General features: G+C 74.1%; 10 protein-coding genes. 7 read left to right on the top strand and 3 right to left on the bottom strand.

What is annotated here, in order from left to right; genetic code table 11:
• Positions 1–22 precede the first annotated feature (22 nt).
• Positions 23–1516 carry a GTPase HflX gene (hflX, locus tag IE219_RS24975; protein ID WP_189981360.1) on the top strand — a complete coding sequence of 498 codons (1494 nt, stop codon included), beginning with the start codon at positions 23–25 and terminating at the stop codon, positions 1514–1516.
• Between the two features lie 87 nt (positions 1517–1603).
• Here hflX and IE219_RS24970 read toward each other — a convergent pair whose 3' ends face one another.
• Positions 1604–2785 (bottom strand): trypsin-like serine peptidase, encoded by a 1182-nt coding sequence (locus IE219_RS24970; RefSeq protein ID WP_189981351.1) that lies wholly within the window; start codon positions 2783–2785, stop codon positions 1604–1606.
• Positions 2786–3052: 267 nt separating this feature from the next.
• Entirely contained in the window at positions 3053–4237 is a 1185-nt protein-coding gene (locus IE219_RS24965) for a trypsin-like serine peptidase (protein WP_189981350.1), read from the bottom strand.
• A gap of 687 nt (positions 4238–4924) precedes the next feature.
• On the opposite strand from IE219_RS24965, the gene IE219_RS24960 reads away from it, so the two are divergent.
• The 5 genes from IE219_RS24960 to IE219_RS24940 all read left to right on the top strand — a co-directional run bounded on the left by IE219_RS24960 (position 4925) and on the right by IE219_RS24940 (position 13033).
• Positions 4925–6268: a diaminobutyrate--2-oxoglutarate transaminase family protein gene (locus tag IE219_RS24960; protein ID WP_189981468.1), complete on the top strand. Its 1344-nt coding sequence runs from the start codon at positions 4925–4927 to the stop codon at positions 6266–6268.
• Between the two features lie 38 nt (positions 6269–6306).
• Positions 6307–8286 (top strand): IucA/IucC family protein, encoded by a 1980-nt coding sequence (locus IE219_RS24955; RefSeq protein WP_189981348.1) that lies wholly within the window; start codon positions 6307–6309, stop codon positions 8284–8286.
• A gap of 76 nt (positions 8287–8362) precedes the next feature.
• On the top strand, positions 8363–9079 hold the full coding sequence (locus tag IE219_RS24950; protein WP_189981347.1) for a GNAT family N-acetyltransferase: 717 nt from the start codon (positions 8363–8365) through the stop codon (positions 9077–9079).
• Positions 9080–9140: 61 nt separating this feature from the next.
• Positions 9141–11009 (top strand): IucA/IucC family protein, encoded by a 1869-nt coding sequence (locus IE219_RS24945; protein WP_189981346.1) that lies wholly within the window; start codon positions 9141–9143, stop codon positions 11007–11009.
• A 50-nt stretch (positions 11010–11059) separates the two neighbouring features.
• Positions 11060–13033 carry an ATP-dependent DNA helicase gene (locus tag IE219_RS24940; protein WP_189981344.1) on the top strand — a complete coding sequence of 658 codons (1974 nt, stop codon included), beginning with the start codon at positions 11060–11062 and terminating at the stop codon, positions 13031–13033.
• 189 nt (positions 13034–13222) lie between these two features.
• On the opposite strand, the gene lexA is transcribed toward IE219_RS24940, so the two are convergent.
• The gene (gene lexA / locus IE219_RS24935; protein ID WP_189981342.1) at positions 13223–14011 is read right to left on the bottom strand and encodes a transcriptional repressor LexA; all 789 of its coding nucleotides are present in this window, start codon (positions 14009–14011) and stop codon (positions 13223–13225) included.
• 471 nt (positions 14012–14482) lie between these two features.
• Between lexA and nrdR the strand changes: the two genes are divergently transcribed.
• Entirely contained in the window at positions 14483–14989 is a 507-nt protein-coding gene (nrdR, locus tag IE219_RS24930; RefSeq protein ID WP_189981340.1) for a transcriptional regulator NrdR, read from the top strand.
• The last annotated feature ends 65 nt before the right edge of the window (positions 14990–15054 follow it).

Here is a 15054-nt window from a genome sequence, read left to right as displayed (position 1 = left end):
GTTCCATCGACGTAAGGATCAAATGACCTCCTCTTCTTCCCCTTCCCAGGACGAGCAGAGCTTCGCGCAGTCGCGCCGCACCGAGAGCCTTCGGGCCGATGCCCTGATGGAAGAGGACGTCGCCTGGAGCCACGAGATCGACGGAGACCGGGACGGCGCGCAGTTCGACCGTTCCGAGCGCGCGGCCCTGCGCCGCGTCGTGGGCCTCTCCACCGAGCTCGAGGACGTCACCGAGGTCGAGTACCGACAGCTCCGCCTGGAGCGCGTCGTCCTCGTCGGCGTCTGGACCTCGGGCACGGTGCAGGACGCGGAGAACTCCCTCGCGGAGCTCGCCGCCCTCGCCGAGACGGCCGGCGCCCTCGTCCTCGACGGCGTCATCCAGCGCCGCGACAAGCCGGACCCGGCCACCTTCATCGGCTCGGGCAAGGCCCAGGAGCTGCGGGACATCGTCGTCGAGACCGGCGCCGACACCGTCGTCTGCGACGGCGAGCTCAGCCCCGGCCAGCTCATCGCCCTCGAAGACGTCGTCAAGGTCAAGGTGGTCGACCGCACCGCCCTGATCCTCGACATCTTCGCCCAGCACGCCAAGTCCCGCGAGGGCAAGGCGCAGGTCGCGCTCGCGCAGATGCAGTACATGCTGCCGCGCCTGCGCGGCTGGGGCCAGTCGCTCTCCCGGCAGATGGGTGGCGGCGGCGGTGGCGGCATGGCCACCCGAGGCCCCGGTGAGACCAAGATCGAGACCGACCGGCGCCGCATCCGCGAGAAGATGGCGAAGATGCGCCGGGAGATCGCGGAGATGAAGACCGGCCGCGACATCAAGCGGCAGGAGCGCCGCCGCAACAAGGTCCCGTCGGTCGCCATCGCCGGATACACCAACGCGGGCAAGTCCTCGCTGCTCAACCGCCTCACGGGCGCCGGCGTCCTGGTGGAGAACGCGCTGTTCGCCACCCTGGATCCGACCGTCCGCCGGGCCGAGACGCCCACCGGCCGGATCTACACCCTCGCCGACACCGTGGGCTTCGTCCGGCACCTGCCGCACCACCTGGTCGAGGCGTTCCGCTCCACCATGGAGGAGGTCGCCGACGCCGACCTCATCCTGCACGTGGTGGACGGCTCGCACCCGGCCCCGGAGGAGCAACTGGCCGCCGTCCGCGAGGTCTTCCGCGACGTCGGCGCGGTGAACGTGCCGGAGATCGTGATCGTCAACAAGGCGGACGCGGCCGACCCGATGGTCCTCGCGCGCCTGCTGCGGGTCGAGAAGCACTCGATGGCCGTCTCCGCCCGCTCGGGCGAGGGCATCGAGGAGCTGCTCGCCCTTATCGACCGCGAGCTGCCGCGCCCGGAGGTCGAGATCGAGGTCCTCGTGCCGTACACGCAGGGCGGTCTCGTCTCCCGGGTGCACGCCGAGGGCGAGATGCTCTCCGAGGAGCACACCCCGGAGGGCACCCTGGTCAAGGCGCGGGTGCACGAGGAACTGGCGGCGCTCCTCGCGCCGTACGTCCCCGCCGCGCACTAGCCGGGCGACGACCCCCGCACGACAGGGCTCCGGCCCCCGCCCCCTCGACGGGGGCGGGGGCCGGAGCCCTGTGCGGATGGCCCGGGGTCAGCGGGCGAACTTCTTGCTGACCAGGTCGTAGGCGGACTGGGCGCCCCGGCCGAGCTGCGGGCCGGCCAGCCAGCCCCGGCTGCCCGCCGGGCCGATCGAGGTGTTCGACACCAGCGCCGTCCTGCCGTTCGGCAGCACCCGGAACCAGCCGCCGCCCGAGGAGCCCGCCGTCATCGTGCAGCCGATCCGGTACATCACCGGGGTCGCCGGCGCGGTGGTCAGCCGGGAGGCCCCGGACAGGCACTTGTGCATGATCACGCCGTTGTACGGGGCGGCCTGCGGGTAGCCCCAGGCACCCACCGTCCCGGCCCGCGCCGGAGCCGGGGCGGAGAAGTCGACCGGCAGCGCCGCGCCGACGGTCTCCTCCAGCGACTTCGAGCCGCGCTCGGGCTTCACGTGCAGGATCGCGTAGTCGTACGGCCACGCCTGGTTGGTGCCGCCGCGCTGGATCCACTCGCCGGAGGTCGCCACCCAGTCCGCCCAGTACTGCCCGTACGGGTAGACCTCGTGCGGCTTCGCGTTGCGCAGCGCGGCCGGGGTCTTGCCCAGGTCGTTGAAGGACGGCACGAAGGCGATGTTGCGGTACCAGCCGCCGCGCTGGCCGGCGTGCACGCAGTGGCCGGCCGTCCAGACCAGGTTGGACCTGCCGGGGCGGCGCGGGTCCTTCACGACCGTGCCCGAGCAGACCATCGAGCCCTGCGGCGAGTCGAAGAAGATCTTGCCCACGGGGGCGGCGTTGCGGTGGTACGGCGTCTTCTCGCGCTGCGCCGTCACCGGCCGCGGCACCGGGTCGGAGCCGGAGGTCCCGGCCTGCGCGGTGATCGTCTGCTCCGGGCTCTGCGCGGACTGCATGCGGGTCTGGTCCCACAGGCCCTCGATGACCGGGTTGACGAAGTCCTCGGCCTCACGCAGCCAGGTGCCGGTGTCCCAGTTCTTCCACTCGCCGCCCTTCCACTTCTCGATGTCCACGCCGTGCTTCTTCAGCTTGTCGGCCAGGTCCCCGGCGAGGTCGCCCGCGGCGTCGCCGGCGTCGGACCCCCCGGTGGCCGGCGCGGAGCTGCTCGCCCCGCCGGCCGGCTTGTCCGCGGCGGGCGTCTCGGTGGGCCCGCAGCCGGTGACGGTCAGCGCGAGCGCCGTCACCACGCCGAGGGCGGCGGGTATGAGTCGTACGGAACGCATGTGGTGAAGTCCCCCTGTGAAGACGTGCCGCGCCCGGCCCGGCCGTCGAACGGCCGTCATGGACGCGTCAGTTGCGGTGCACAGTATGCCCGGAGTCGCGATCCGGCCACGACGGCCGGTCCCCACCGGGCGTGTCCGGCTTCCCGGACCACGACCGGGCGGACACGGAAGCGTGGGGTCCGGAAGCGTGGGGTCCGGAAGCGTGGGGTCCGGAAGCGCGGGGGAGGCGGGGCCGTGCGGCCCCGCCTCCCGATCGCGCGCCGCCGACTAGCGGCCGGCGTACTTCTTGCTGACCTCGTCGAAGATCGCCTTGGCCTCCGGGCCCAGGCGCGGGCCCGCCAGCCAACCGGCCGTCGACGGGCCGATCGAGGTGTTCGACACCAGCGCCGGACCGCCGTCCTTGCCCTGGGCGACCCAGCCGCCGCCGGACGAACCGCCCGTCATCGTGCAGCCGATGCGGTACATCGTCGGCTGCTCCGCCTTCAGCGACAGCCGGCCCGGCTTGTCGGCGCAGTTGAACATCTTCTGGCCGTCGTACGGCGCCGCCGCCGGGTAGCCGGTCGCGGTGATGCTCGCGATCTTCGGCACCGCCGGGGCGTTGAACTCGACCGGCAGGGCCGTGCCCACCGTCTCCTCCAGCGACTTGCCGGTGGAGCCCTTCTCCGGCGTCACCTGGATGACCGCGAAGTCGTACGGGGCGCCGGCGCCGCCGGTGGACGCGCCCTCGGCGATCCACTGGTCGGAGGTCTTCACCCAGTCCGCCCACCACACGCCGTACGGGGCGATCTCCTCGCGGGTCGCCTTCTCCAGCGCGGAGGTCTCCATCGCGGCGTCGTTGTACGACGGGACGAAGGCGATGTTGCGGTACCAGCCGCCCGCCTTGCCCTTGTGGACGCAGTGGCCGGCGGTCCACACCATGTTCGACTTGCCCGGGTGGGCCGGGTCCCGCACCACGGTGGCGGAGCAGACCATCGAGCCCTCGGGCCCGTCGAAGAACACCTTGCCGGAGGCGGGCGAGTTGGCGTGGTACTTCGCCGCCACGGCCTTCGCCTTCACCGGGTCCGGCGTCGGGTCGGTGACGCCCTCGTCGCCCGAGATGTCCTCCTCCTCGACCGGCCGGTCCGGACGCTCGGCGTCCCGCATCCGGTCCGGGTCCCAGAGGTCCTCGATGATCGGGTTGACGAAGTCCTTCGCCTCACGGAGCCACTTGTCGCGGTCCCAGTTCTTCCACTCGCCGTCGCGCCACTTGTCGATGTCGATCCCGTGGTCCTTCAGCCGCTGCTTGAGGTCCTCCGGAATCTTGATCTTGTCGATGGGGTTCTCGCTGGTCCCCTCCACCGGCGCGCTGGGCTTGTCTCCCGCGTTGTCCTCGGCCGGGCCGCAGGCCGTCGCGGTGAGCGTCAGCGCCGCGACGGCGGACGCCGCCATCAGCAGCGGACGAATAGGTCGCATCTCGTGATCCCCCTGGGAACTACGTCAACTGGTGCATGTCCGGGCGTCGGCCGCCCCCGCGTCGCAGCGGGCGCGGGAGCGACGGCCCCCACTATGCCGGTGCCGGAGGGGACGGTACGCGCCGCACCGGTGGTTCCGTAGCCGGTCCGGCCGTTGCCATGCCGTGATCCGGGACACGCCAAGGATCTTGCCCCCGGCCCGTGTTCCCCGGCCCGCCCCGTCGTTGGTACGTACGGGGGACACAACGGTGGCGCTCGGAGCGACCCTTGGGGACGGTCCGGCGCCCCGTCGATGTGCAACGCAACCGTTACAGCGGGAGGACACCGAGCCGTGGCCGTGACCGAATCAGCTCCGGCCGTCACACCGGCCGCCACGCCCCGGACGCCCGGCGGCCGGACCCCGGGGAGCGTGCCGGAGCCGACCCGGCCGCCCGCCCCGGAGCCGGCGGACGCAGGGCCTCCGGAGACCGCGCCGGGCCCGGCCCCGGAGGACGTACCGGCTCCGGATTCCGTACGGCCCCCGGAGCCGGAAGACGTACGGACACCAGGGGCGGAGGCCGTACGGACCCCGGAGCCGGAGGACGTACCGGAGCGGGGCACGGAAGCGGGGGCGGGGACAGGGGGCGGGGGGCCCGTCGCGGCGACCCGGCGGGGGTACGGGACGGCGCCCGGGGCCGGGTACGAGGCGATCCTCCGGCGCCAGGCCCAGCGCGAGTCCGCCGCCCGCACCTACGCCCGCTCCCTGCCCGTCGTCCCGGTCCGCGCCCGCGGCCTGACCATCGAGGGCGCCGACGGCCGGCGCTACCTCGACTGCCTCTCCGGTGCCGGGACCCTCGCCCTCGGCCACAACCACCCCGTGGTCCTCGAAGCCGTCCGCAAGGTCCTCGACTCCGGCGCCCCGCTCCACGTCCTCGACCTCGCCACCCCGGTCAAGGACGCCTTCACCTCGGAACTCTTCGCCACCCTCCCGCCGGAGTTCGCCGCCGACGCCCGCATCCAGTTCTGTGGCCCCGCCGGGACCGACGCCGTCGAGGCCGCGCTCAAACTGGTCCGCACCGCCACCGGCCGGCGCGGCCTCCTCGCCTTCACCGGTGCCTACCACGGCATGACCTCCGGCGCCCTCGCCGTCTCCGGCGGCGCCGAGGACGTCCGCGTCACCCGGCTCCCGTACCCCCAGACGTACCGCTGCCCCTTCGGCGTCGGCGGCGAGCGCGGCGCCGAACTCGGCGCCCGCTGGACCGAGAGCCTCCTCGACGACCCCAAGAGCGGCGTCACCGCCCCCGCCGGGATGATCGTGGAGGCCGTCCAGGGCGAGGGCGGCGTCCTGCCCGCCCCCGACGCCTGGATGCGCCGGATGCGGGACGTCACCGCCCGGCACGGCATCCCCCTCGTCGTCGACGAGGTCCAGACCGGCGTCGGCCGCACCGGCGCCTTCTGGGCCGTCGAGCACAGCGGCGTCGTCCCCGACGTGATGGTCCTCTCCAAGGCCATCGGCGGCTCCCTCCCGCTCGCCGTGATCGTCTACGGCTCCGGACTCGACGTCTGGGAACCCGGCGCCCACGCCGGCACCTTCCGCGGCAACCAGCTCGCCATGGCCGCCGGCACCGCCACCCTCGCCCACGTCCGCGAGAACCGCCTCGCCGAACGGGCCGCCGACCTCGGCGCCCGCATGCTCACCGGCCTCCGCACGCTTCAGCCCGCCCACCCCTGCGTCGGCGACGTGCGGGGCCGCGGCCTCATGATCGGCGTCGAGATCGTCGACCCCGACGGCGCCGGACCCGCCGACACCGTCCCCCCGGCCGCCCCCGCCCTCGCCCGCGCCGTCCAGCGGGAGTGCCTCGCCCGCGGCCTCATCGTCGAACTCGGCGGCCGGCACTCCGCCGTGGTCCGGCTCCTCCCCCCGCTGACCCTCACCGACGAGCAGGCCGCCGCCGTCATGGACCGCTTCGCCGACGCCCTCGCCGCGGCCGAACGGGCCCACGTCCCCCGGCCCCCCGCCCCCCACCGGGCCGCCCCCGGACCGTCCCACTGACCAGGACCGTCCCCGGCCCCCTCCCCAAGGAAAACCGCGTGAACCCCACCCCCGCCCCCCAGGCGCCCGAGACCGACATCCGCCCCGACGCCGAGGAGCGCACGGTCCCGCGCCGGAGGATCGCCACCGCCCCCCACCGGACGCCCCCCACCGGCCCGGACGCCCGCCCCGGCACCCCCGCCGCCGACCCGCTCGACGACCCCGACCCCCACCGGGCCGCCGACACCGCCGCCCTGGAGAACCTGCTGCGCTGCTGGGTCCGCGAGAAGAACCTCCCCGCCCCCGCCGGCGACACCCTCCGCGTCCCCCTCGACGCCAGCGGCACCGCCCTCCGCGTCCCCGTCCGCTACTGGTCGCCCACCGGCTGGCACCGCTTCGGCGCCCCCTCCCTGGAGGGCCTCCCCGCCACCGCGCCCACCGTCGACGCCGTCACCCTCGCCGCCCTCCTCAGCCGCGAGACCGGCCGCCCCGAAGCCACCGAACTCGTCGGCCGCGTCGCCGACTCCGCCCGCCGCACCGCCGACTTCCTCACCGCCCGCCGCGCCGGCCCCCGCTCCCACCCCGACGCCGACCCCTTCCTCGCCGCCGAACAGTCCCTCCTCCTCGGCCACCCGCTCCACCCCACCCCCAAGAGCCGCGAAGGACTCTCCGACACCGAGTCCCGCCGCTACTCGCCCGAACTCCACGGCTCCTTCCCCCTCCACTGGTTCGCCGTCGACGCCTCCCTCCTCGCCGCCGACTCCGCCTGGACCGAACAGGGCCGCCCCGTCACCGCCGCACAGCTCGCCGCCGGTCTCGCCGAAGGACTCGCCCACCCCGCCGGCACCACCCCCCTGCCCCTCCACCCCTGGCAGGCCCGCGAACTCCGCCACCGGCCCGACGTCCGCGCCCTCCTCGACCGGGGCCTCCTGCACGACCTCGGCCCGCACGGCAGCCACTGGCACCCCACCTCCTCCGTCCGCACCGTCCACCGCCCCGGCGCCCGCGCCATGCTCAAGCTCTCCCTCGGCCTGCGCATCACCAACTCCCGCCGGGAGAACCTCCGCAAGGAACTCCACCGGGGCGTCGAGGTCCACCGCCTCCTGCGCACCGGCCTCGTCGACGCGTGGCAGGCCGCCCACCCCGGCTTCGACATCGTCCGCGACCCCGCCTGGCTCGCCGTCGACACCCCCGACGGCACCCCCGTGCCCGGCCTCGACGTGATGATCCGGCACAACCCCTTCGGCCCCGCCGACGACGCCGTCTGCCTCGCCGCCCTCACCACCCCCCACCCCGAGGGGGGAACCGGGGCGGCAGGGGAGACCGGGAAGCCCGGCGAGGAAGCAGACCCGGCCCGGGGACGGCGGGACGGCGCTACGGCCCCGGACCGATGGGACGGCGCTACGGCCCCGGGCCGGGGGAGCGGGGCCATGCGCTCCCGGCTCGCCGACCTCGTCCACGGGCTCGCCGCCCGCACCGGCCGCCCCGTCGCCGCCGTCTCCGCCGAGTGGTTCCTGCGCTACCTCGACCAGGTCGTCCGCCCCATCCTCTGGCTCGACGGCCACGCCGGCATCGCCCTGGAGGCCCACCAGCAGAACACCCTGGTCCTCCTCGACCCCGAGGGCTGGCCCGCCGGCGGCCGCTACCGCGACAACCAGGGCTACTACTTCCGCGAGTCCCACCGCGCCGAACTGGAGGCCCGCCTCCCCGGCATCGGCGCCCACAGCGACACCTTCGTCTCCGACCAGGTCACCGACGAGCGCTTCGCCTACTACCTCGGCATCAACAACGTCCTCGGCCTCATCGGCGCCTTCGGCGCCCAGCACCTCGCCGACGAACGGATCCTGCTCGCCGCCTTCCGCTCCTTCCTCGTCTCCGCCACCGGCCTCGGCTCCCCCCTGCCGCACCGGCTCCTGGAAGCGGCCACCCTCCGCAGCAAGGCCAACCTCCTCACCCGCCTCCACGGCCTCGACGAACTCGTCGGCCCCGTCGACACCCAGTCCGTCTACGTCACCATCACCAACCCCCTGCGCGCCTGACCCCGCCGCCCCGGCCCCTCCCGGGGCGGCCCACCCCCTCACCCCGCCGCCCGTGCCCCACCGGAAGACCCCGCCCATGCCCATACCGCCACACCCCGGCCCCGCCCCCACCGCCACCCCGACACCCCCCGGCACGGCGGACCGCGACACGGCCGGCACCGAACCGAGGGGCGACGACACCCTCGACCTCCGCGTCGACGACTTCCTCGCCCTCCTCGACGGCGACCTGCTCGACGCCGTCGCCTCCTGGGCCCCCGCCCCCACCCCCTTCGGCGGCTTCCGCCTCGTCCCCGTACGGCTGGAACGCGACCTGCCCCTGCTCACCCGGTGGATGAACGACCCCGCCGTCGCCGCCTTCTGGGAACTCGCCGGACCCGCCGACACCACCGCCGGCCACGTCCGCGCCCAACTCGAGGGCGACGGCCGCAGCGTCCCCTGCCTCGGCGTCCTCGACACCACCCCGATGAGCTACTTCGAGATCTACCGCGCGGACCTCGACCCGCTCGCCCGCGCCTACCCGGCCCGCCCGCACGACACGGGCGTCCACCTCCTCCTCGGCGACGGCGCCGACCGGGGCCGGGGCGTCGGCACGGCCCTGCTGCGGGCCGTCGCCGACCTCGTCCTCGACCACCGTCCCCGCTGCACCCGCGTCGTCGCCGAACCCGACCTCCGCAACACCCCCTCCGTCTCGGCCTTCCTCGGCGCGGGCTTCCGCTACGCGGCGGAAGTCGACCTGCCCGGCAAAAGGGCCGCGCTCATGATCCGCGACCGGTCCCTCCGCCACGTCCTGTGAACACGCTCCGCCTCTGAACGCACCGCTCGACCCACAGCGGTCTTCCCCACGAGGAGTCCTTGTGACGACGTCCCCTGCACCCCACGACTCCGCACGACCCGCCACCCCCGAACTGCTCGCGCCCCCCGAGCTGAACCCCGCCGACTGGTCCCGGGCCTCGGCCCGCGTCCTCGCCAAGGCCCTCGCCGAGTTCGCCTACGAGGAGATCCTCGAACCGGTCCCCACCCCTGCGGCCTCCAGCACCGGGACCGGGGCCGCCCCTCGTAACGGAACCCGTACCGACCCCGGTCCCGCCGCCCCCGCCCCGTACACCCTCGCCCTCGACGACGGCACCGTCCTCGCCTTCACCGCCCGCCGGGGCGCCTACGGCGGCTGGCGCGTCGCCCCCGACTCGATCACCCACGAGGGCCGGCCGCTGACCGACCCCCTCACCCTCCTCGTCCGCGCCCGCGGCCTCCTCGGCCTCGACGGGGCCACCCTCGGCCACCTCATCCGCGAACTCTCCGCCACCCTCGCCGCCGAGGCCCGCCTCGACCACACCGCCCTCACCGCCGACCGGCTCGCCGACCTCCCGTACGCCGCGCTCGAAGGCCACCAGACCGGGCACCCCTGGCTCGTCCTCAACAAGGGCCGGATCGGCTTCTCCGCCACCGACACCGCCCGCTGGGCCCCCGAGGCCCGCCGCCCCACCCGCCTCCCGTGGATCGCGGTCAGCGAGCGGATCGCCGCCTACCGGGGCGTCGCCGGACTCGACACCCCCGACCGGCTCTACGCCCGCGAACTCGACCCGCCCGTCCGGGACGCCTTCCGCGCCGCCCTCACCGCCCGCGGCCTCGACCCCGCCACGTACCTCCTGCTCCCCGTCCACCCCTGGCAGTGGGACGAGATCCTGCTCCCCCTCTTCGCCCCCGCCATCGCCTCCGGCGACCTCGTCCCGCTCCCCGCCGACGACGACCTCCGCCTGCCCCAGCAGTCCATCCGCACCTTCCTCAACACCAGCCGCCCCGACCGGCACACCGTCAAACTCCCCCTCTCCGTCCTCAACACCCTCGTCTGGCGCGGCCTGCCCACCGAGCGCACCCTCGCCGCCCCCGCCGTCACCGCCTGGGTGCACGGCCTGCGCGACGCCGACCCCTTCCTCCGCGACGAGTGCGGCGTGATCCTCCTCGGCGAGGTCGCCTCCGTCACCGTCGAGCACCCCCTCTACGACCGGCTGCCCGAAGTCCCGTACCAGTACAAGGAACTCCTCGGCGCGATCTGGCGCGAGCCGCTCCGCCTGCCGCCCGGCGAGCGCGCCCGCACCCTCGCCTCCCTGCTGCACACCGACCCCGACGGCCGCGCCTTCGCCGCCGAACTCGTCGCCCGCTCCGGCCTCGCCCCCGAGGTGTGGCTCCGCCGCCTCTTCGCCGCGCTGCTGCCGCCCCTGCTCCACTTCCTCTACCGGTACGGCACCGTCTTCTCCCCGCACGGCGAGAACGCGATCGTCGTCTACGACGAGCACGACGTCCCCGTCCGCCTCGCGATCAAGGACTTCGTCGACGACGTCAACATCAGCTCCCACCCGCTCCCCGAACACGCGACCATGCCGGACGACGTCCGCGCCGTCCTGCTCACCGAGCGGCCCGGCTTCCTCACCCAGTTCATCCACTCGGGCCTCTTCGTCGGCGTCTTCCGCTATCTCGCCCCGCTCTGCGAAGAGCAACTGGGCGTCCCCGAAGGAGATTTCTGGGCCCTCGTCCGCGCCGAGATCCTCCGCCACCAGGAGCGCTTCCCCGAGCTGAAGGACCGGTTCGAACTCTTCGACCTGCTCACCCCCCGGATCGAACGGCTCTGTCTCAACCGCAACCGGCTGCACATGGACGGCTACCGCGACCGCTCCGACCGCCCGCACGCCGCCGTCCACGGCACCGTCCCCAACCCCCTCGCGTGACTCCGGGGAGTGCCTCCGCTGTCGGCGCCGCCCCGTAGGCTGGGAACGCTATGACGAAGCCATCCCTCCCCGACCTCCTCCACGCCGCCGTCGCCTCCGTCGGCGGCACGGAGCGCCCCGGCCAGGTCGCCATGGCCGAGGCCGTGGCCGAGGCCATCGACGACAACTCCCACCTGCTCGTCCAGGCGGGCACCGGCACCGGAAAGTCGCTCGGCTACCTCGTGCCGGCGCTCGCGCACGGGGAGCGGGTGGTGGTCGCCACGGCCACCCTGGCCCTCCAGCGCCAGCTCGTCGAGCGCGACCTGCCGCGCACGGTCGAGGCGCTCCACCCGCAGCTGCGCCGCCGGCCCCAGTTCGCCATGCTCAAGGGCCGGTCGAACTACCTCTGCCTGCACCGCCTCCACGAGGGCGTCCCGCAGGACGAGGAGGAGGGCCTCTTCGACCCCTTCGAGGCGGCGGCGCCCACCAGCAAGCTCGGCCAGGACCTGATCCGGCTGCGGGACTGGGCGGACGAGACGGAGACCGGCGACCGGGACGACCTCACCCCCGGCGTCTCCGACCGGGCCTGGAGCCAGGTCTCGGTCTCCTCCCGGGAGTGCCTCGGCGCGAGCAAGTGCGCGTACGGGCCGGAGTGCTTCGCCGAGGCGGCCCGCGAGCGCGCCAAGCTCGCCGACGTCGTCGTCACCAACCACGCCCTCCTCGCCATCGACGCGATCGAGGGCGCCCCGGTGCTGCCCCAGCACGAGGTCCTGATCGTCGACGAGGCCCACGAGCTGGTCTCCCGGGTCACCGGCGTCGCCACCGGCGAGCTGACCCCCGGCCAGGTCAACCGGGCGGTGCGGCGCGCCGCCAAACTCGTCGACGAGAAGGTCGCCGACCAGCTCCAGACCGCCGCCGAGGGCTTCGAGCGGGTGATGGAGCTGGCCCTGCCGGGCCGCCTGGAGAAGCTGCCCGAGGACCTGGCGTACGCGCTGATGGCGCTGCGCGACGCGGCCCGCGCCGTGATCACCGCCCTGGGGAACACCCGGGACCGCTCCGTGCAGGACGAGGACGCGGTCCGCAAGCAGGCGATGGCCTCGGTCGAGACCGTCCACGGCGTCGCCGAGCGGATCACCCAGGGCTCCGAGTACGACGTGATCTGGTACGAGCGCCACGACCGCTTCGGCGCCTCGCTGCGGGTCGCCCCGCTCTCCGTCTCCGGCCTGCTGCGGGAGAAGCTGTTCACCGAGCGGTCCGTCGTCCTCGCCTCGGCCACGCTCAAGCTCGGCGGCGACTTCAACGGGGTGGGGGCCTCCCTCGGCCTCGCCCCCGAGGGCACCACCGGGGACGACCTGCCGGTCTGGAAGGGCCTCGACGTCGGCTCCCCGTTCGACTACCCCAAGCAGGGCATCCTCTACGTCGCCAAGCACCTGGCCAAGCCGACCCGGGACAGCGACCGGGGCGACATGCTGGACGAGCTGACGGAGCTGATCCAGGCGGCCGGCGGCCGCACCCTCGGCCTCTTCTCCTCGATGCGGGCGGCCCAGCTGGCGGCGGAGGAGCTGCGGACCCGCATCCCCGAGTATCCGATCCTGCTCCAGGGCGAGGACACCCTCGGCGAGCTGATCAAGAACTTCTCGGCCGACCCGAAGACCTGCCTGTTCGGCACGCTGTCGCTCTGGCAGGGCGTGGACGTGCCCGGGACCGGCTGCCAGCTGGTCGTCATGGACAAGATCCCCTTCCCCCGCCCCGACGACCCGCTGATGAGCGCCCGGCAGAAGGCCGTGGAGGAGGCCGGGGGGAACGGCTTCATGGCGGTGGCGGCGACCCACGCGGCCCTGCTGATGGCCCAGGGCGCCGGCCGCCTGGTCCGGGCGACGGGCGACCGGGGCGTGGTCGCCGTCCTCGACCAGCGGCTCGCCACCGCCCGGTACGGCAGCTATCTGAAGGCGTCGATGCCGGACTTCTGGTACACGACCGACCGCAACCAGGTGCGGAGGTCGCTGGCGGCGATCGACGCCACCGCGAAGGCGGACGGCGCCTGACCCCCACGGCCCCTCGGACCCTTTTACGTCCCCGGGGTCACCGGGCCCCGCCGGGACCGGCCGGTCCCGGGAAACGCCTCGGCCCCGGCGGGGAGCCGGGGCCGAGGGCAGCCAGGAGATCGGGTGGTACGGCGAGCCCCGGGACCGGCGCAGTGGATCCCGGGGCCCGGTCGGAGCCGACGGGTGGGGTCACACCCGCCGCAGGACGGCGACCACCTTGCCGAGGATGGTCGCCTCGTCACCGGGGATGGGCTGGTACGCGGCGTTGTGCGGCAGCAGCCACACGTGGCCGTCCTCGCGCTTGAAGCGCTTCACGGTGGCCTCGCCGTCGAGCATGGCGGCGACGATGTCGCCGTTCTCCGCGACGGGCTGGCGGCGGACCGTGACCCAGTCGCCGTCACAGATGGCGGCCTCGATCATGGAGTCGCCGACGACCTTGAGGACGAAGAGCTCGCCGTCGCCGACGAGCTGCCGGGGGAGGGGGAAGACGTCCTCGACGGACTCCTCCGCCAGGATCGGCCCGCCGGCCGCGATCCGGCCGACCAGGGGCACGTAGGACGCGGCCGGCTTGCCCGTGGTGTCGGTCGGCTGGGTGCTGGGCTGGTCGGAGCCGCGGACCTCGTACGCGCGGGGCCGGTGCGGGTCCCGGCGCAGGAAGCCCTTGCGCTCCAGGGCCATCAGCTGGTGGGCCACCGACGAGGTGCTGGAGAGGCCCACCGCCTGGCCGATCTCGCGCATCGACGGCGGGTAGCCGCGGCGCTGGACCGAGTCGCGGATGACCTCGATGACCCGGCGCTGGCGGTCGGTGAGTCCGGAGCTGTCGGCCCTGATGCCTGGAGGTCGTCCGGGGAGGGCCCGGGCGGGCCGCCCGGGCTCCTCACCGTTCATGGAGGTGTCGTTCATGGCGTGCATCGGTTCGAGTCGGCCCTGGGAGCGGTCCTGGGCGGTGATGGTGGCGCTGTCTGCGGTGGTGGTCACGTCGGCCCCTCTCGAATGGTCTCCCTGGCTGGCACAACGGTAGTAGCTTTCGAAAGGTTGCGCCAAACACACGTTCGAGTGAAAATCCGCAGATTGCCTCACCTGTACAGGGGTGGGGGTGTATGGGAAGAGGCCCTCCGGGCGGGGGCGATCCCGCTCTTACGGTAGCCTTCCCCGCTGGGCCCGGTCGTTCCGGCGCGCCCTGCAGATCCCCCTTCCTCGCGGCCCCGCCGCGGCTCCTCCGCGCCTTCGACGCCGCGCGGGGGCGGCTCGGGGTCCCCCGCGACACGCGGGGGCGTCGCAACCCCTCCAACCCAAGATCTAGTGGTTGGATGTCATCGGCCACCCAGGGATAGTGGTCCCCGGTCCGCCGGGGCGCCCTCCATCGCCTATGCTGGTGGTCGCTTCGAGGGCCCCGACGGGCCTGGCGAGGCTGTTCCGTCGTGCCGTTCAGGAAGAGGGTCGTAACCGATGCACTGCCCCTTCTGCCGGCACCCCGACAGCCGCGTCGTCGACAGTCGCACCACCGACGACGGCACGTCGATCCGCCGCCGCCGCCAGTGCACCGACTGCGCCCGCCGTTTCACCACGGTGGAGACCTGTTCGCTCATGGTGGTCAAGCGCTCCGGAGTCACCGAGCCCTTCAGTCGCGCCAAGGTCGTCTCCGGCGTCCGCAAGGCGTGTCAGGGGCGGCCGGTCACCGAGGACGCCCTGGCCAAGCTCGGCCAGCGGGTCGAGGAGGCGGTGCGCGCCACCGGCAGCGCCGAGCTGACCACCCACGACGTGGGCCTGGCCATCCTCGGCCCCCTGCAGGAGCTCGACCTCGTCGCGTACCTGCGCTTCGCGTCCGTGTACCGGGCCTTCGAAGGGCTTGAGGACTTCGAGGCCGCCATCGCGGAACTCCGCGTGGGGCCTCCCGCTGAGAAGGGCGGGACCGGCGCCTCCGAGGTGCCCGTTCCCGCCGGCGCCGCCGACTGACGGCGATCCGGGCCCTCGCGGGCCCGAAGACCGGCCGCGCGCGGCCGTGAAGACCTGCCCCGGGC

The sequence above is a fragment of the Streptomyces termitum genome (genome assembly GCF_014650175.1).
Lineage (GTDB): Bacteria > Actinomycetota > Actinomycetes > Streptomycetales > Streptomycetaceae > Streptomyces > Streptomyces termitum.
Note: the sequence above shows the minus strand (reverse complement) of the source record. Positions and strands in the feature narration are given on the sequence as shown.